The following is a 17,893-nucleotide window of genomic DNA, read 5'->3' as shown; positions in this document are numbered from 1 at the left end:
GCATCCCATGAACACGCATTTCGATTACGTCGTCGTCGGCGCGGGCTCGGCCGGCTGCGTGCTCGCCGCGCGCCTCTCCGAGGACCCGTCCGTGCGCGTCCTTCTCGTCGAGGCGGGCGGGCCGGACCATTGGTGGGACTGGCGCATCCACATGCCGAGCGCGCTCTCCTACCCGATGCAGTCGACGACCTACAATTGGGACTACTGGACGCTCCCGCAGGAGCATCTCGGCGGGCGGCGGATGCATTGGCCGCGCGGGCGCGTGCTCGGCGGCTCCTCCTCGATCAACGGCATGGCCTATGTCCGCGGCCACGCCCTCGATTACGAGCGCTGGGCGCGGGATCCGGGGCTCGCGCACTGGTCCTACGCGCATGTCCTACCCTATTTCCGCAAGGCCGAGACCCGCGCCAAGGGGCCGGACGCCTATCGCGGCGGCGAGGGTCCGCTCCATGTCTCGACCGGTCGCGCCGAGAACCCGCTCTACCGCGCCTTCGTCGAGGCCGGGATCGAAGCGGGCTACGACGCGACGGACGACCAGAACGGCCACCGCCAGGAGGGCTTCGGCACGATGGACGCGACCGTCCATCGCGGCAAGCGCTGGTCGACCGCGATGGCCTATCTGCGCCCGGCGACGACGCGCGAGAACCTCGTGGTGCGAACCGGCGTGCAGACGCTCGGCGTCATGCTGGAGGGCACCCGCGCGACGGGCATCCGCGTCGCGCGCAAAGGGGGCGCGGTCGAGGAGATCCGCGCGGATCGCGAGGTGGTGCTCGCCGCCGGCGCGATCGGCTCGCCGCAGATCCTGCTCCTGTCCGGCATCGGCGCGGCCGACCATCTGCAGGAAGTGGGTGTCGCCCCCCGCCACGATCTGCCGGGCGTGGGCGAGAACCTGCAGGACCATCTCGAGATCTACGTCCAGCAGGAATGCCTCGAGCCGATCACGCTCTACGGCGCCCTCGCGCCGCTCGCCAAGATCCGCATCGGGCTGCAATGGTATCTCGGCAAGAGCGGGCTCGGCGCGACGAACCATTTCGAGACGGGCGCCTTCATCCGCTCCCGCGCGGGCGTTCGGCACCCCGACCTGCAATACCATTTCCTGCCCATGGCCGTGCGCTACGACGGGCGCAACCCCTCCGATCGCCACGGCTTCCAGGCTCATGTCGGGCCGATGCGCTCGCAGAGCCGCGGGCGGCTGCGCCTCGCGAGCGCCGACCCGGCCGCCCATCCGCTGATCGACCCGCGCTACATGGCGCATCCCGAGGATTGGGAGGAGATGCGCGCGGCGGTGCGGCTCACCCGCGAGATCTTCGCGCAGCCGGCCTTCGACCGCTTCCGCGGCATCGAGCTCGCGCCGGGGCCGCAGGTGCGCACCGATGCCGAGATCGACGCCTGGGTCTCGCGCCATTGCGAGAGCGCCTACCACCCCTCCGGCGCCTGCAAGATGGGCTCCGGTGCCGACGCCGTGGTCGACGGGGAGTGCCGGGTGCACGGGGTGGAGGGCCTGCGCGTGGTCGATTCCTCGATCATGCCGTCGATCGTCTCGGGCAATCTCAACGCGCCGACCATCATGATCGCGGAGAAGGCGGCGGACCTGATCGCCGGCCGCGCGCCGCTTCCGCCCGCGAACGCCCCCTTCCACGAGGACCCCGATTGGGAGCGGCGCCAGCGCCCGCGCGCGCCGCGCGTGGCGATTTCCTGAAAACTTTGTCCTGCCAAGCTCTTGCGGGGGCTAGCCACCGCCCCCGCTCGTCGATAATGCTCGCCGTGGGGGCACGTCGCCGTTGGAGGGTTGGGATGGAAGAGAGGATCCGCGCGCGGGCCTACGAGATCTGGCAGCGCGAAGGCCGCGAGGGCCGCGCCGAGGACCATTGGTATCAGGCCGAGATCGAGATCCGTCGGGAGCTCGAGGCCGAGGGCAATGGCGGCCAGGCGACAGGGTCGCCGGCCGAGGGGAGCGAGGCGGCTCCGGCGCGCGGTGCGCGCGCCAAGGCGTCGTCCGCGACCGAGCGGCCTGCCGCGAAGACGGCGAAGAACGCCGACGAGACGACCTCGGAGGCGAAGGCGCCGGCGAAGTCCAAGGCCAAGGCCGGCACGTCGAAGGCGGCCTCGGACGAGGCGCCCGCGGCGAAGAAGCCCCGCGCCAAGAAGAGCGTCTGAGGGCGCGCGCGGGGTCGCGAGCGGGGTCCCGCTCGCCGCCCGCTCGCCCGCGCCCTTGACGCGTCGGCCGCGCGGCGGCAGGGGAGGGCGGCACAGGAGCCGCCCATGACCTCCAAGACCCCGACCGCAACGCCCCCCGCCTTCCCGAGCCTCGCCGACAAGGCCGCCCTCGAGGAAGGCGAGGTCCTCGCCCCGCGCTTCTCCGCCGACGGGCTCGTCACCGCGATCGCGGTCGATGCCGCAACGCGCGAGATCCTGATGGTCGCGCACATGAACGACGAGGCGCTCGCGCGCACCCTCGCGACGGGCGAGGCCTGGTACTGGTCGCGCTCGCGCGGCGCGCTCTGGCACAAGGGCGCGACGAGCGGACAGATCCAGACCGTGCGCGAGATCCGGGTCGATTGCGATCAGGACGCCCTCGTCCTCCTCGTCGACGTCGCCGGCGACGGCGGCTGCTGCCATACCGGCCGCCGCGCCTGCTTCTACCGCCGGGTGGAGCGCGCCGAGGACGGCAGCGTCCGCCTCGCGGCGATCGGGTGACGGCCGAGCAGCTCCCTCCGTGTCATCCCCGGCCGGAGCACGCGCAGCGTGCGCAGGGGAAGGGGACCCAGCACGAAAAGATGCTTGCGCAGCAAGCGCTTGCGGCGGCGGCGAGCCGCCTGGTCGGCGGCACGAGAGCGTGCTCCGCACGCGTCTTCCTCTGCTGGGTCCCCGTCCCCTCCGGGCGCAGGCGCCCTCCGGCCGGGGATGACACCGGGTGGGATGCTCCCCCCCCACCACCAAAGAAAAAGGCGGGCCGTTGTGGCCCGCCTCGATCTTTCCTCGTCCGAACCGGCGCCTCAGCCGCGCTGGGCGACCGGGACGTAGTCGCGCTTCGGCGCGCCGACATAGAGCTGGCGCGGGCGGCCGATGCGCTGGGACGGGTCCTCGATCATCTCGGCCCACTGGGCGATCCAGCCGACGGTGCGCGCGAGCGCGAACAGCACCGTGAACATCGTGGTGGGGAAGCCCATCGCCTTGAGCGTGATGCCCGAGTAGAAGTCGATGTTCGGATAGAGCTTCTTCTCGATGAAATACTCGTCGCGCAGCGCGATCTGCTCGAGCTCCATCGCCACTTCGAGCAGCGGATTGTCCTTGATGCCGAGCTCGCTCAAGACCTCGTGGGTGGTCTTCTGCATGATCTTGGCGCGCGGGTCGTAATTCTTGTAGACCCGGTGGCCGAAGCCCATCAGGCGGAAGGGATCGTTCTTGTCCTTCGCGCGCGCGACGAATTCCGGGATGCGCTCGGGCGTGCCGATCTCCTCGAGCATCCGAAGCGCCGCCTCGTTGGCGCCGCCATGGGCGGGCCCCCACAGGCAGGCCACGCCCGCCGCGATGCAGGCGAAGGGGTTCGCGCCCGACGAGCCGGCGAGACGCACGGTCGAGGTCGAGGCGTTCTGCTCGTGATCGGCGTGAAGGATGAAGATCCGGTCGAGCGCGCGCGAGAGGATCGGGTTGACCTGGAACTCCTCGCACGGCACCGCGAAGCACATGCGCAGGAAGTTCGAGGCGTAGTCGAGGTCGTTCTTCGGGTAAACGAAGGGCTGGCCGATCGAGTACTTGTAGGCCATCGCGGCCAGCGTCGGCATCTTGGCGATCATGCGCATGGAGGCGATCATGCGCTGCTGCGGATCGGAGATGTCCGTCGAATCGTGATAGAACGCCGAGAGCGCGCCGACGACCGCGACCATGATCGCCATCGGGTGGGCGTCGCGGCGGAAGCCCATGAAGAAGCGCTGCATCTGCTCGTGAACCATCGTGTGACGGGTCACGCGGAAGTCGAAATCGGCCTTCTGGGCCGGGGTCGGCAGCTCGCCGTAGAGCAGCAGATAGCAGGTCTCGAGGAAGTCGCCGTGCTCGGCGAGCTGCTCGATCGGATAGCCACGATAGAGCAGGACGCCCTCGTCGCCGTCGATATAGGTGATCGACGACTCGCAGCTCGCCGTCGACGTGAAGCCCGGATCGTAGGTGAAGGCGCCGGTCTGCGCGTAGAGCTTCGAGATGTCGACGACGGAAGGCCCGATCGTGCCCGGTTTCACCCCGAGCTCGACGGTCTTCCCGTCGATCTGAAGCGTGCTGGTCGTGCTCGTCATGCGCAAGGCCCTTTCTTCTGGAGCGCCCGTGACCGAAAAGCGAGCACGCCGCGACAGCGCGCGGCACGCACCCGCTCGGCTGGCCGACCCGCTCCGGCGTCGGTCGCTTGTGAGAGGTCGAGCGAAGGGGTACCCGATCCGAAACCCGCATTCAAGCGGGCCAAAGGGCGAGGCTTCGCAGGCCTCGCCCTACGTTTTTTCCCTTATCGCCCCGTTTGGTCCCCCAAACGCGCGAGCGTCTCCTCGCGGCCGAGGACGGCCATGACGTCGAACAGGGGTGGCGAGGTGGTGCGCCCGGTGATGGCGGCCCGCAGGGGTTGGGCGATCTGGCCGAGCTTGACGCCCGTCTCTTCCGAGTAGGCACGCACCACCGCCTCGGTCGAGGCCGCGTCGAAGGTCTCGAGAGCCGCGAGGCGCTCCGCCACCGCCGCGATTCGCCCGCGTGCGGCCTCGTCGAGGAGCTTGGCGGCCTTCTCGTCGAGGGAGAGGGGCCGGCTCTCGTAGAGGAAGGCGGCGCTGTCGAGCAGGTCGACGAGCGTCTTGGCGCGCTCCTTGAGCCCCGGCATCGAGGCGCGCAGCTTCTCGCGCAGGTCCGGGGCGAGCTGCGTGCCGAGCCCGCGCTCGGGGCCGAGCTCGGGCATGATCGTGTCGAGCGCCTCGACCAGCCGCTCGTCGGAGGCCTCGCGCATGTAGTGCCCGTTGAGGCTCTCGAGCTTGGCGAAGTCGAACCGCGCCGGCGAGCGGCCGATCGCCGGCAGGTCGAAGGCGTCGACCATCTCCTGCGTCGAGAAGATCTCCTGGTCGCCATGTGCCCAGCCGAGCCGCACGAGGTAATTGCGCAAAGCCTCCGGCAGGTAGCCCATCGAGCGGTACGCATCGACGCCGAGCGCGCCGTGGCGCTTCGAGAGCTTGGCCCCGTCCGGCCCGTGGATGAGCGGGATGTGCGCGAAGACCGGCGGGGTCCAGCCCATCGCCTCGTAGATCTGCGTCTGGCGCGCGGCGTTGGTGAGGTGGTCGTCGCCGCGGATCACGTGGGTGACGCCCATGTCGTGGTCGTCGACGACGACCGCGAGCATGTAGGTCGGCGTGCCGTCCGAGCGCAGGAGGACGAGGTCGTCCAGGTCCTTGTTCTGCCAGACGACGCGGCCCTGCACCCGGTCCTCGACCGCCGTCTCGCCGTCGGTCGGCGCGCGCAGGCGGATCACGGGGGCGACGCCGGCCGGCGCCTCGCTCGGGTCGCGATCGCGCCAGCGGCCGTCGTAGCGCAGCGGCCGCTTCTCGGCCTTCGCCCGCTCGCGCATCTCGGCGAGCTCCTCCTGGCTCGCATAGCAGCGATAGGCGCGCCCCGAGGCGAGGAGCTCCTCGGCGACCTCGCGATGGCGCGCCGCGCGCGAGAACTGGTAGACCGGCTCGCCCTCCCAATCGATGCCGAGCCAGGAGAGCCCGTCGAGGATCGCCGCGATCGCCTCGTCGGTGGAGCGCTCGCGGTCGGTGTCCTCTATGCGCAGGAGCATCTTTCCGGAAAAGCGCTTGGCGTAGAGCCAGTTGAAGAGCGCCGTTCGCGCCCCGCCGATATGCAGGAATCCGGTGGGGGAGGGGGCGAAGCGGGTGACGATCGTCTCGGACATCGGCGGTCTGGCTCTCTCGCGTTCGGGGCATCCGGCAAAGGCGCGACCGTCGGCCGCCGGAGCGCGGCCGCGGACCCTCGCTCCTGTAGAGCATTTCGAGCGTGGCGGAAACGCGCGCGAGGCGCCTGCGGTTCGGACAAATACGCTCGTGCCTGGGTGCGCGTCGCGCTAGCGTGCACGCTCCGGTGGAGGGCGGGTTGCGATCATGATCGTCGCCGACGAGGTTGCGGATCGGGCAGGCCGCGCGCGGCGCGCCGGCCGATCCGCGACGCGTCCTCGCCCGAGCTTGCGGGCCGCCCTCGCCGACGCGATCGCCCTCGAGATCGCCCGGCGGCGGCTGTTCTCGTGGGGCGCGGTCCTGTTCGGCGCAGGCATCCTGCTCTTCTTCGCGATCGCCGACGCGCCCGCCGGCCCGCCGCTCCTCGCGTCTGCCGCGGCCGCGCTCGCGGCGGCGCTCTTGCGGGCGCGCTTCCCGCTCTTCCTCCTCTTCTGCGCCATCGCCTGGATCGCCGCCGGCTTCTCCGCGGCGGCCCTGCGCCAGGCGAGCGTCGCGGCGCCCATCCTCGCGATCCCCGGCAGCGGACCCGTCGCCGGCTTCGTCGAGAGCCTCGAGCCGCGCGAGCGCGGCGCGCGCATCGTCCTGCGCGTCGTCGATCACGGCTTCTCGCTCTCGGGGGAGGGGGCGTTTCGCGCACGCGTCTGGCTGCGGGACGCGGGCGAGATCGCGACCGGCGACTACGTGGTCGGCCGCGTGCGGCTCCTGCCGCCGCCGCAGGCGGTGCGGCCGGGCGGCTACGATTTCGCGAAGGAGGCCTATTTCGCCGGCATCGGCGCCGTCGGCAACGCGCTCGGGCCGCTCGCCCGCGCCGAGCCGCCGCTCCCGCCCGGCCTCGCGCTCGCGGCCTCCGCGCGTCTCGATCGGCTGCGGACGGACGCGACGGTGCGGATCGCCGACCTCGTCGGCGGCCAGGCGGGGGCCGTCGCGGCAGCGCTCCTGACCGGCAAGCGCGGGCTCATCACCGAGGAGACGAACGAGGCCCTGCGCGCGGCGGGCGTCTACCACATCGTCTCGATCTCGGGCCTGCACATGGTGCTCGTCGCCGGCACCGTCTTCTTCGGCCTGCGCGCGCTCCTCGCCCTCGTGCCGACGCTCGCCCTCGGCTGGCCGATCAAGAAGATCGCGGCGGCGTGCGCGATCCTCGCGGGCGGGCTCTATTGCGTGTTCTCCGGCTCGGCGGTCGCGACGGAGCGCGCCTTCGTGATGACGACGATCATGCTCGGCGCGGTGATCCTCGACCGTCCGGCGCTCTCCATGCGCAACCTCGCGCTCGCCGCCCTCGTCGTGCTCGCCCGCGAGCCGGAGACGCTGGTGGGCCCCTCCTTCCAGATGTCGTTCTCGGCGGTGGCGGGGCTGATCGCGGCAGCGGAATGGGCGGCCGCGCGGCGCCGGGAGGAAGCGCCGCGCCCGCCGCCCGGCCCGCTCGAGCGCGTCGCGCGCGCCGCCTGGCTGTTCGTCTTCGGCATCCTCACGACGACGCTCATCGCCACGCTCGCGACGGGCCCCTTCGCCGCCTACCATTTCCAGATCGCGAACCCCTACGGCCTTCTCGGCAACGTGCTCGCTCTGCCGATCGTCTCGATCCTCGTGATGCCGGCGGGCGTCCTCGGCATGGCGCTGATGCCGCTCGGCCTCGACGCGCCCGCCTTCGTCGCGATGGGGTTCGGGGTCGCGCAGGTGCTCGCGGTGGCCGACGCGGTAGCAAGCGTGCCGGGCTCGCGGATCGTGGTGGCGGGCTTCTCGGCGGGCGCGCTCGGCGCGCTCGTCGTCGCGCTCCTGATCGCCGCGCTCTGCGTCTCGCGCCTGCGCCTCCTCGCGATCGCGCCCGCTCTCGTGGGGCTCGTCCTCGCCGTCGCGCCCGCACGCCCCCATCTCCTCGTCGATCGCGAGGGCCGCGGCGTCGCTCTGCGCGCGGGCGACGGGCGGCTCGTGGTCGTCGGGCGGCCGGGGGAGTTCACCATCGTCGAATGGCTGCGCGCCGACGGGGACGCGCGCGATCCCGCCGATCCGAGCCTCGCCGTCGGCAGCGCCTGCGACCCGCTCGGCTGCGTCGCGCGCGTGCCCGCGCCGCCGCCGAGCCTCGCGGAGCGCGAGGGCGCCGTCGCCCTCGTCCTCGACGAAGCCGCCTTCGCCGAGGATTGCGCGCGCGCCGCGATCGTCGTCACGCGCCTGCGCGCCCCGCCGACCTGCACCCCGCCGCTCCTGATCGACCGCGCGACGCTCGCCCGCTCCGGCGCGCTGGCGATCGCTTTCGTTGAAGACGGGATGCGGATCGACACCGTCCGCCGAGCCGACGAGCGCCGCCCCTGGCTGCGCGCACATCCCTCCCCGTAGCCCGTCTCCCCTCTCCCGAATGGGAGAGGGGCCGGGGGTGAGGGCTTATGGGTGGGGGTCTTGCCGCGGACGTGGCGTCGCGGCCCGTGAGCCAGTCCTGACGCCGTATCCCCTCACCCCTGCCCCTCTCCCATTCGGGAGAGGGGTTTTGCGAAGCGGTCACGGGACGGAGGGCGCGAATCCCTCCCCGTAGGGGAGGGTGGCCCCTGAGCGTAGCGAAAGGGGTCGGGTGGGGCCCGGGTGGAGGATCATCGCCGCGCGCCGCGCCCCACTCGGCCGACGGGGCTACGACGTCGACACGTCGTGTCCCTCGCATCGGATCGATGCAACGATGCGCCGCCGCTCTCCTTCCCCTGAGGGGAAGGAGAGCGGCCGCACCGCTTTTGGCGAACGCATGGACGAACGCCGATGTGACACTACGAAGTCGTACCGGGAGGGATGCGCCCCCCTGATCCGCCGCACCTGCCCTCGCACCGCCGCGAGCGCCGGGGTGGCCGGAGATGATCAGGCAGGCGTTGCAGGAGCGGCTCGCCGATCGGAGTTGAGGACCGCCTGGACGGCGGGCGCGAATCCCTCCCCGTAGGGGAGGGTGGCCCCTGAGCGTAGCGAAAGGGGTCGGGTGGGGCCCGGGTGGAGGATCATCGCCGAGCGCCGTGGCCCCCCCCGGCCTTTCTCGGCTGGCGCCTCGAAAGTCCACCCTCCCCTACGGGGAGGGATGCGCCCCCCTCACTCCTCCATCGCCTCCAATTCCCCGATCAGCCGCTCGATCATAGACAGCCCGATGCGCCAGAAGGCGGGGTCGGAGGCGTCGAGGCCGAAGGGGGCGAGGAGCTCGCGATAGGGTTTGGAGCCGCCCGCCGACAACAAAGCGAAGTAACGCTCGACGAAGCCGTCCGACGCGTTCTCGTAGACGCCGTAGAGCGAGTTCACGAGGCAATCGCCGAAGGCATAGGCGTAGACGTAGAACGGCGAGTGCACGAAATGGGGGATGTACGTCCAGTAGGTCTCGTAGGGCGCCTCGATGCGGATCGCGGGGCCGAGCGATTCGCCCTGGACGGAGAGCCAGATCTCGCAGAGCTGTTCGGAGGTCAGCTCGCCCTCGCGCCGCGCGAGGTGGACTTTTCGCTCGAAGGTGTAGAAGGCGATCTGTCGCACGACCGTGTTGATCATGTCCTCGACCTTGGCGGCGAGCATGGCCTTGCGCTGGGCCTTCTCGGTCGTGCGGTCGAGGAGGCGGCGGAAGGTGAGCATCTCGCCGAAGACGCTAGCGGTCTCGGCGAGCGTCAGCGGGGTCGGCGCCATCAATGCGCCATTGTGCGCCGCGAGCACCTGGTGCACGCCGTGGCCGAGCTCGTGGGCGAGCGTCATCACGTCGCGCGGCTTGCCCTGGTAATTGAGGAGCACGTAGGGGTGGGCCGAGGGCACGGTCGGGTGCGCGAAGGCGCCCGGCGCCTTGCCGGGGCGCGTCGGCGCGTCGATCCAGCGCTCGTCGAAGAACCGGCTCGCGATCTCGGCCATGCGCGGGGAGAATTCGGCATAGGCGCCGAGCACGGTGTCGCGCGCCTCCTCCCAGCCGATCGTACGCTGCTCGACCGCCGGCAGCGGCGCGTTGCGGTCCCAGAAGGCGAGCTGCGGGCGGCCGAACCACTTGGCCTTGAGCTTGTAATAGCGGTGCGACAGCCGCGGATAGGCCTCGCGCACGGCCTCGACGAGCGCCTCCACCGTCTCGCGCTCGACGCGATTGGCGAGGTGGCGGGCATCCGCCACGTCCTCGAAGCCGCGCCAGCGATCGGCGATCTCCTTGTCCTTGGCGAGCGTGTTGGTGATCAGCGTGAACACCCGCAGGTTCGAGCGGAAGGTCTCGCCCAGCGCCATCGCCGCGTCGCGCCGCACCTCCTCGTCGCGGTCCTGCAGCTTGTTGAGCGTCGGCTCGATGGCGAGCTCCTCGCCGCGCACGCGGAAGCGCAGGGCCGCGATGGTCTCGTCGAAGAGCCGGTTCCAGGCCGCGCGACCGGTGGTCGACTTCTCGTGGAAGAGCTGCTCGATCCGGTCGTCGAGCTGGAAGGGCTTGTCCTTGCGCAGATCCTCGAGCCAGGGGCGGTAATGCGACAGGGGCTCATGGGCCACGAGGGCGTCCACCCGCGCGTCGTCGAGGCGGTTGAGTTCGAGCCCGAAGAACAGGAGCTCGGAGGTCGCGGCAGTGAGCCGCTCCTGCGTGTCGCCGTAGAACTTGGCGCGCGCGGGGTCGGTCGTGTCGCCGGAATAGACGAGGCCGGCATAGGACATGAGCCGCCCGAGCAGATCCTCCAGCGCCTCGTAGCGCACGATCACCGCGTGCAGAGCCGCCCCGGCATCCGCGCCCTCGGCCATCTCCGCGAGCCGCCCGCGATAGGCCTGCGCGAAGGCGGCGCATTCGGCGCGCGCCTTCTCCATGTCGTCGGCGAACGCGCGGCTGTCCATGCCCGGATAGAGGTGGTCGAGGTTCCATTCCGGCAAGGCGCCGAGATTGTCCCCGGCGGCCTTCGTGGCGGGCGCGGCGCGGAGGGGGAGGGGGCGGATGTCGCGATGCATCGGGCTCTCGTCTCGTTCTGGTGCGAAGGGGGATAATGGGGAGCCGGGCGGGGGAGGCAAGGATAATCGGCGAGGGGGCGAAATCCCTCCCCGGAGGGCTCCGCGATTCACACGTCGTGATCTGCGCATGGGATCGAGACGAGAATGCGCCGCCGCTCTCCTCCCCCTCAGGGGAAGGTGGCCCGGCGCCGAAGGCGACGGGTCGGATGGGGTCATTCGCCGCGAAAGCGGCGAAGGGGCGTCGTCATGGAGCTCCTTACGTAAGGCGGCTCCCGACGCCCCTTCGACCCTTCGGGTCGAAAGACCCCATCCGTCTCCGGACGCTGATCGCGTCCGGAGCCACCTTCCCCTGAGGGGAAGGAGAGGGAGCGCGCTGCTTCTGTCGTATGCATGCAAGAACGACGACGTGTGCATTCCGTAGCCCCGGAGGGGAGGGTGGCCCCTGAGCGGAGCGAAAGGGGTCGGGATCGTCTCCACCCTTGCCCCACCCGACCTCGTTCGCCTTCGGCTCCGAGGCCACCCTCCCCTCCGGGGAGGGATTCGCCTCCCGCTCTCCCCACGCGCGCGCAAAGGTGCTAGAAGCCCCGCTCCCGTGCCCTGCATCCTGCCGAGGAGCCCGATGTCCGTCCGTGCCGTGCCCGCCGCCTCTCCCGTCGAGGGGATCATGCGCTCGATCGGCCGTGCCGCCCGTGCCGCCGCGCGCGGCCTCGCGAACGCGCCCGCCGCGCAGAAGGATGCCGCGCTCAAGGCGATGGCCGAGGCGATCCGCGCCGACACGCCCGCGATCCTCGCGGCGAACGCGCAGGACGTCGCGGAGGCGCGCGAGGCGGGGCAGCCCGCATCCTATCTCGACCGGCTCGCCCTCGACGAGGGCCGCGTCGGCGCCATAGCCGATGCGGTCGCCGCCATCGCCGCGCTGCCGGACCCTGTCGGGCGCGTCCTCGCCCGCTTCGAGCGGCCGAACGGCTTGGTCATCGAGCGCGTCGCGACGCCGCTGGGCGTCGTCGGCGTGATCTTCGAGAGCCGCCCCAACGTCACGGCCGATGCCGGCGCGCTCTGCCTCAAGGCCGGCAATGCCGCGATCCTGCGCACGGGCTCCGACAGCCTGCGCTCGGCGCGCGCGCTCGAGGCGGCGATGCGCAAGGGGCTCGCCGAAGCGGGGCTGCCCGAGGCCGCGATCCAGCTCGTGCCCACGAAGGACCGCGAGGCGGTCGGTGCCATGCTCGCAGGGCTCGAAGGCGCGATCGACGTGATCGTGCCGCGCGGCGGCAAGAGCCTCGTCGCGCGCGTGCAGCAGGAGGCGCGCGTGCCCGTCTTCGCGCATCTCGAGGGCATCTGCCACGTCTTCGTCCACGGGGCGGCCGATCTCGACATGGCGTTGAGCATCGTCCGCAACGCGAAGCTGCGCCGCACCGGCATCTGCGGCTCCGCCGAGACGCTTCTGGTCGACCGCGCCTGCGCCGAAACCCATCTCGCGCCCCTCGTGCGCATGCTCCTCGAGGCCGGCTGCGCCGTGCGCGGGGACGAGGCCACGCAGGCGGTCGATCCGCGCGTGACGCCTGCGACCGAGCAGGATTGGCGCACCGAATATCTCGACGCGATCATCTCGGTGCGCGTCGTCGACGGCCTGGATGCCGCGATGGTGCACATTGCGACCTACGGCTCGAGCCACACGGAATCGATCCTCACGCAGGACGAGGCGGCCGCCGCGCGCTTCCTCGCCGAGGTCGATTCGGCCATCGTCATGCACAATGCCTCGACGCAATTCGCCGATGGCGGGGAGTTCGGCTTCGGCGCGGAGATCGGCATCGCGACGGGGCGGATGCATGCGCGCGGGCCCGTCGGCGTCGAGCAGCTGACCTCCTTCAAATACCGCGTGCACGGCACGGGGCAGACGCGTCCGTGACCGGGTGAGCATGATCCGCCTGCCGTCCTTCCAGCCTGGCATGCGAATCGGCCTGTTCGGCGGCTCCTTCGACCCGCCCCATGCCGGACATCTGATGGTGGGGCGCCGCGCCATCCGCCGGCTCGGGCTCGACCGGCTCTGGTGGCTCGTCACGCCCGGCAACCCGTTGAAGGAGCGCGCCGGCCTCGCCCGCCTGCCCGAGCGGATGGAGGCCGCGCGCCGCCTCGCCCGCGATCCGCGCATCGCCGTGACCGGCTTCGAGGCGCAGTTGCCGAGCCCCTACACGATCGAGACGATCCGCCATCTCCAGCGCCGCTGCCCCGGCGTGCGCTTCGTCTGGATCATGGGCGCGGATTCGCTCTCGAGCTTCCACCGCTGGCAGGATTGGCGCGAGATCGCCGCGCGCGTGCCGATCGCCGTGATCGACCGCCCCGGCCTGACGCTGACCGCGCCGCTCTCCCGCGCCGCCCGCATCCTCGGCCCCGCCCGCCTGCCCGAGGAGGCCGCGCGCACGCTCCCCGACCGCGATCCCCCCGCCTGGATCTACCTCCACGGCCCCCGCTCGCCCTTGTCCTCGACGGCTCTGCGCAAGCGGCGCGGCTGAGCGACATCCCTCCCCGGATGGGAGGGTGGCCTCGGGAGCGCAGCGACCGAGGTCGGGTGGGGCCCGTCGGCCGGAGAGTATCCTGCGCGCCCCGTGCCCCACCCGGCCGCTCTCGCTCGCGCTCGAGCGTCCACCCTCCCCTCCGGGGAGGGATGGGTGCGCGTCATCTCTCCCGTGAAGGCTACGGAGTGCACCCATCGTTTTCTTGCATGATTTGTGAAAAACAATCATTAGGCTGGAAATCTCTTCACCGCCGTCATTCCGGGGCGCGAAGCGAGCCCGGAACCCAGACTCCCGGCGCTGGTTGCGAGCGCGCATGCGCGCTCGTCGCACACCATCTGAGCGTCGATCGGTCGTCGGACGCAGCCTATAGGCTGCTCATCGAAGGTCGTGGATCTGGGTTCCGGGCTCGCTTCGCGCCCCGGAATGACGGCGTAGAGAATCGGCGAAGGCGTTGCGATCCCTCGTGTGATGAGAGGGGCGGCGCCTCGTCGTCCCGTTCCTATGCGCGGCTCACCATGTGCGAATCTCGTACCCCATCGGGAAGAAAAACTAGACTCGCCTGGATTCGTAACGCATCATTATTGCAATCATTGATTCGCAAGTGACAGCGATATGGGCGGGGGCGGGGAGGGGGATCGGGTCGAGCGCTTCGTCGCGGCCGTGCGGGACGCGGACGGGCCCGAGCGCGCGAACTACCAGCTCTTCGTGCAGCGTCTGTGCCGCCTCCTCGGCGTCGCGGAGCCCGGCTTCGCGCGCGCCGAGGCCGAGCGCAACGACTACGTCTTCGAGCGGCGCGTCGACTTCGTCCATCCGGACGGCTCGCGCACGCCGGGCTTCATCGATTGCTACAAACGCGGCTCGTTCGTGCTCGAGGCCAAGCAATCCGGCAAGCGCGCGGCGCGGGTGGGCGCGGCGGCGAGCGCCTGGGACCAGGTGATGCTGGAAGCGCGCCGGCAGGCGGAGAACTATGCCCGCGCGCTGCCCGTCGCCGACGGCTACCCGCCCTTCCTCGTCGTCGTCGACGTCGGCCGCGCGATCGAGCTGTTCGCCGACTTCTCCGGCCAGGGCAAGAACTACGCCCATTTTCCCGATCGCGCGCGCTACCGCATCCGCATGGAGGATCTGCGCGAGGAGGCGGTGCGCACCCGCCTGCGCCTCGTGTTCGAGGATCCGCGCGCGCTCGATCCCGCCCGGGAATCCGCCCGCGTCACGAGCGACGTCGCCGCCCGCCTCGCGCGCATCGCGAGACGGCTGGAGACCCGCCACGACGCCAAGGAGGTGGCGGAGTTCCTGATGCGCTGCCTGTTCACGATGTTCGCGGAAGACGTCGGGCTCCTGCCCGAGGACGCCTTCCGCGATCTCCTCGGGCGGCTGCGGGCCGCGCCGGACAGCTTCGTGCCCGCCGTCGAGAGCCTCTGGCGGGCGATGGACGAGGGCACCTACGAGCCGCACGTCATGGCGACCTTGCGCCATTTCAACGGCACCCTGTTCAAGACCCGCCGCGCCCTGCCGCTCGATCCCGACGAGATCGCCGAGCTGCACGCCGCGGCGGAGCGGAACTGGAGCGAGGTCGAGCCGGCGATCTTCGGCACGCTGCTCGAACGCGCGCTCGACCCGCGCGAGCGGGCGGCGCTCGGCGCCCATTACACGCCGCGGGCTTATGTCGAGCGCCTCGTGGTGCCGACGATCATCGAGCCGTTGCGCGCCGAATGGGACGTGGCGCGCGGTCGCGCGGGGGAGCTCGAGCGGGCGGGCGACGTCGCGGGCGCGATCGCGATCGTCCGCGGCTTCCACCACCGGCTGTGCAGCGTGCGGGTGCTCGATCCCGCCTGCGGCACGGGCAACTTCCTCTATGTCGCGCTCGAGCTGACGAAGCGGCTCGAGGGCGAGGTGCTGGAGGCGCTCGACGCGCTCGGCGAAGGCCAGGGCCGGCTCGCGATGGAGGGCGAGACGGTGAGCCCGCGCCAGTTCCACGGGCTCGAGATCAATCCGCGCGCGGTGCCGATCGCCGAGCTCGTGCTCTGGATCGGTTACCTCAACTGGCAGCTCCGGACGGGCGGTCCCCGTGCCGTCGGCTCGCCGGTGCTGCACGCCTACGGGACCGTGAAGGCGCAGGACGCGCTCCTCGCCTACGACCGCAAGGTGCTCGTGCGCGATGCCGCGGGCGCGCCCGTCACGCGCTGGGACGGGGTCACGACGACGATCGACCCGATCACCGGGCGGGAGGTGCCCGACCCCGCCGCGCGGGTGGAGGTCTATTCCTACGAGAACCCCCGCCGGGCCGCGTGGCCGCAGGCCGATTTCATCGTCGGCAACCCGCCCTTCATCGGCGGCAAGGATCTGCGCGCGCAGCTCGGGGACGGTTATGCGCAAGCCCTCTGGGCGGTGCGCCCGCACCTGCCCGGCGGGGCGGATCTCGTGATGCACTTCTGGGACGAGGCGGCGAACCGGCTTCGTGCGCCGACGCCCGTGGAGGACGCGCCGCGCAAGGCGGGGAAGGGGAGGGGGCGGGCCGTCGCGCAGCCGGAAGGGCGCCTCGAGCGCTTCGGCTTCATCACCACGAATTCCATCGTGCAGACCTTCTCGCGCCGCGTCATCGAGCGCCATCGCGCCGGCGACGACCCGCTCCGGCTCGTCTTCGCGGTGCCGGACCACCCCTGGCTCAAATCCGCCGACCGCGCGGCCGTGCGCATCGCGATGACCGTCTGCGCCCGCGGGGCGGGGGAGGGGGTGTTGGCGAAGGTCGTCTCGGAAGCCGAGCTCGACACGGACACGCCTGTGGTGGAGCTGTCGCGGCGGGAGGGGGTGATCGCCGCCAATCTCGCGATCGGCGCGGATCTGGGGAGCACCACCGCGCTCTTGGCGAACGAGGCCCTGTCCAGTCCCGGCGTGAAGCTGCACGGCGCCGGCTTCATCGTGACGCCGGAGAAGGCCGAGGCTCTCGGTCTCGGAACGGTCGAGGGGCTCGACGCGCACATCCTACCCTATCGGAACGGGCGCGATCTGACCGGGCGACCGCGCGGGGTGATGGTGATCGATCTCTATCCGCTGGAGATAGAGGAGGTGCGCGACCGGTTTCCGGCGGTCTATCAGCATGTGAAGGAGATGGTGAAGCCGGAGCGGGATCAGAACAATCGAGCCACGTATCGCGACAAATGGTGGATATTCGGCGAGCCGCGGGCGGACTTCCGCGCCTTCCTCGCAGACCTCCCCCGCTACATCGCCACCGTCGAGACCGCCAAGCACCGCACCTTCCAATTCCTCGACGCGGGCATCCGCCCGGACAACAAGCTCGTCGCGATCGGCCTCACGGACGCGGCTCACCTTGCTGTGCTGTCGTCGCGTCTGCACGGGCGCTGGTCGATGGCAACAGGCGGTTGGCTCGGGGTAGGGAACGACTCGGTTTACGTGAAGACGCATTGCCTCGATCCCTACCCTTCCCCGCCGCCCTTTCCGCCGACACCCCCCTTCGCACCCGCCTGCGCACCCTCGGCGAGCGGCTCGACGCGCTTCGAAAGGATCGCCTCGCCCGCCATCCGCAGCTCACGATGACGGGCCTCTACAACGTCCTCGAGCGCCTGCGCGCCATCGAGACGGGCGCCGATCCGCGCCCCCTCGACGAGGAGGAGCGGGCGGTGCATCAGGCGGGGCTCGTCGCGATCCTCGGCGAGATCCACGACGCGATCGACCGCGCCGTGCTCGAGGCCTACGGCTTCGACGACCTCGCTCCCGCTCTCGTCGGCCGCCCCGGAGCGACGAATCCGAGCGCGCATGTGGCCCCCGAGCAGGCCGCCGCCGAGGAGGAGCTCCTCGTGCGCCTCGTCGCGCTCAACCGCGAGCGCGCGGCGGAGGAGGCGCGCGGGCTCGTGCGCTGGCTGCGGCCCGATTTTCAAGTGCCCCGCCTCGCCGCCCGCGTGCCGCAGGCGAGCCAGGCCGAGCTGCCCGATCTCGACATCGTGCCGGCCGCCGCGCGCCTGCGCTGGCCAGCCGACGGGCTCGACCAGATCCGCATCGTGCGCGAGGTGCTCTCCCGCGCGCCGGCGCCCGTCGTCGTCGACGCCGTCGCCGTGTCCTTCGAGGGCCGCGCGAGCCGCGAGCGCCGCGCCCGCGTCGCCGCCGTGCTCGACACCCTCGTCGCCACCGGCTCCGCCCGCATCGCCCCCGACGGCCGCCGCTACTTCGTCCCGCGCTGAATCCGGCGCGTCCCTCCCCGTAGGGGAGGGTGGCCTCGGGAGCGTAGCGACCGACGTCGGGTGGGGCCCGTCGGTCGGAGAGCATCCCCCGTGCCCCGCCCGGCCGCTCTCGCTCGCGCTCGAGCGTCCACCCTCCCCTATGGGAGGGATGGGTGCCCGTCATCCCTCCCCGGAGGGGAGGGTGGCCTCGGGAGCGGCAGCGACCGAGGTCGGGTGGGGCCCGTCGGTCGGAGAACATCCCCCGCGCCCCGTGCCCCACCCGGCCGCTCTCGCTGGCGCTCGAGCGTCCACCCTCCCCTACGGGGAG

General features: G+C 71.4%; 11 protein-coding genes. 8 read left to right on the top strand and 3 right to left on the bottom strand.

What is annotated here, in order from left to right:
* Positions 1–7 precede the first annotated feature (7 nt).
* The 3 genes from betA (at position 8) to hisI (ending at position 2,697) form a co-directional block, all read left to right on the top strand.
* Entirely contained in the window at positions 8–1,699 is a 1,692-nt protein-coding gene (gene betA, locus ACK4UM_RS16850) for a choline dehydrogenase (RefSeq protein ID WP_409801324.1), read from the top strand.
* Positions 1,700–1,794: 95 nt separating this feature from the next.
* Entirely contained in the window at positions 1,795–2,157 is a 363-nt protein-coding gene (locus ACK4UM_RS16845; protein ID WP_409801321.1) for a DUF2934 domain-containing protein, read from the top strand.
* A gap of 105 nt (positions 2,158–2,262) precedes the next feature.
* A complete protein-coding gene (gene hisI / locus ACK4UM_RS16840) occupies positions 2,263–2,697 on the top strand; it encodes a phosphoribosyl-AMP cyclohydrolase (RefSeq protein ID WP_409801318.1) in 435 nt (144 codons plus the stop codon).
* Between the two features lie 299 nt (positions 2,698–2,996).
* On the opposite strand, the gene gltA is transcribed toward hisI, so the two are convergent.
* A complete protein-coding gene (gene gltA, locus ACK4UM_RS16835; RefSeq protein WP_409801315.1) occupies positions 2,997–4,289 on the bottom strand; it encodes a citrate synthase in 1,293 nt (430 codons plus the stop codon).
* A 203-nt stretch (positions 4,290–4,492) separates the two neighbouring features.
* Positions 4,493–5,917: a glutamate--tRNA ligase gene (gltX, locus tag ACK4UM_RS16830; protein WP_409801312.1), complete on the bottom strand. Its 1,425-nt coding sequence runs from the start codon at positions 5,915–5,917 to the stop codon at positions 4,493–4,495.
* Between the two features lie 205 nt (positions 5,918–6,122).
* Between gltX and ACK4UM_RS16825 the strand changes: the two genes are divergently transcribed.
* Entirely contained in the window at positions 6,123–8,309 is a 2,187-nt protein-coding gene (locus ACK4UM_RS16825; RefSeq protein WP_409801309.1) for a ComEC/Rec2 family competence protein, read from the top strand.
* 726 nt (positions 8,310–9,035) lie between these two features.
* Here the strand turns inward: ACK4UM_RS16825 and ACK4UM_RS16820 are convergent.
* Entirely contained in the window at positions 9,036–10,880 is a 1,845-nt protein-coding gene (locus ACK4UM_RS16820) for a M3 family oligoendopeptidase (RefSeq protein WP_409801306.1), read from the bottom strand.
* A gap of 619 nt (positions 10,881–11,499) precedes the next feature.
* Here ACK4UM_RS16820 and ACK4UM_RS16815 point away from each other — a divergent pair.
* The 4 genes from ACK4UM_RS16815 to ACK4UM_RS16800 all read left to right on the top strand — a co-directional run bounded on the left by ACK4UM_RS16815 (position 11,500) and on the right by ACK4UM_RS16800 (position 17,586).
* Entirely contained in the window at positions 11,500–12,786 is a 1,287-nt protein-coding gene (locus ACK4UM_RS16815; protein WP_409801303.1) for a glutamate-5-semialdehyde dehydrogenase, read from the top strand.
* Between the two features lie 10 nt (positions 12,787–12,796).
* Positions 12,797–13,390, top strand: coding sequence for a nicotinate-nucleotide adenylyltransferase (locus ACK4UM_RS16810; protein WP_409801384.1), 594 nt, complete (start codon positions 12,797–12,799; stop codon positions 13,388–13,390).
* A gap of 615 nt (positions 13,391–14,005) precedes the next feature.
* A complete protein-coding gene (locus tag ACK4UM_RS16805; RefSeq protein WP_409801300.1) occupies positions 14,006–16,945 on the top strand; it encodes a class I SAM-dependent DNA methyltransferase in 2,940 nt (979 codons plus the stop codon).
* Positions 16,942–17,586, top strand: coding sequence for a hypothetical protein (locus ACK4UM_RS16800; protein ID WP_409801296.1), 645 nt, complete (start codon positions 16,942–16,944; stop codon positions 17,584–17,586). The genes ACK4UM_RS16805 and ACK4UM_RS16800 overlap by 4 nt, the downstream gene beginning before the upstream one ends.
* Positions 17,587–17,893 lie beyond the last annotated feature (307 nt).

Origin of the sequence: Salinarimonas sp. (assembly GCF_046292825.1) — a bacterium.
GTDB lineage: Bacteria > Pseudomonadota > Alphaproteobacteria > Rhizobiales > Beijerinckiaceae > Salinarimonas.
This window is presented reverse-complemented; position numbering and strand designations above follow the sequence as displayed.

What these genes read in the sequence shown, in the direction of transcription:
- ACK4UM_RS16810 (WP_409801384.1), top strand. Translation starts at nt 12,797, where the DNA reads ATGATCCGCCTGCCGTCCTTCCAGCCTGGCATGCGAATCGGCCTGTTC.
- ACK4UM_RS16825 (WP_409801309.1), top strand. Translation starts at nt 6,123, where the DNA reads ATGATCGTCGCCGACGAGGTTGCGGATCGGGCAGGCCGCGCGCGGCGC.
- ACK4UM_RS16805 (WP_409801300.1), top strand. Translation starts at nt 14,006, where the DNA reads ATGGGCGGGGGCGGGGAGGGGGATCGGGTCGAGCGCTTCGTCGCGGCC.
- ACK4UM_RS16820 (WP_409801306.1), bottom strand. Translation starts at nt 10,880, where the DNA reads ATGCATCGCGACATCCGCCCCCTCCCCCTCCGCGCCGCGCCCGCCACG.
- betA (WP_409801324.1), top strand. Translation starts at nt 8, where the DNA reads ATGAACACGCATTTCGATTACGTCGTCGTCGGCGCGGGCTCGGCCGGC.
- ACK4UM_RS16815 (WP_409801303.1), top strand. Translation starts at nt 11,500, where the DNA reads ATGTCCGTCCGTGCCGTGCCCGCCGCCTCTCCCGTCGAGGGGATCATG.
- gltX (WP_409801312.1), bottom strand. Translation starts at nt 5,917, where the DNA reads ATGTCCGAGACGATCGTCACCCGCTTCGCCCCCTCCCCCACCGGATTC.
- hisI (WP_409801318.1), top strand. Translation starts at nt 2,263, where the DNA reads ATGACCTCCAAGACCCCGACCGCAACGCCCCCCGCCTTCCCGAGCCTC.
- ACK4UM_RS16800 (WP_409801296.1), top strand. Translation starts at nt 16,942, where the DNA reads ATGACGGGCCTCTACAACGTCCTCGAGCGCCTGCGCGCCATCGAGACG.
- gltA (WP_409801315.1), bottom strand. Translation starts at nt 4,289, where the DNA reads ATGACGAGCACGACCAGCACGCTTCAGATCGACGGGAAGACCGTCGAG.
- ACK4UM_RS16845 (WP_409801321.1), top strand. Translation starts at nt 1,795, where the DNA reads ATGGAAGAGAGGATCCGCGCGCGGGCCTACGAGATCTGGCAGCGCGAA.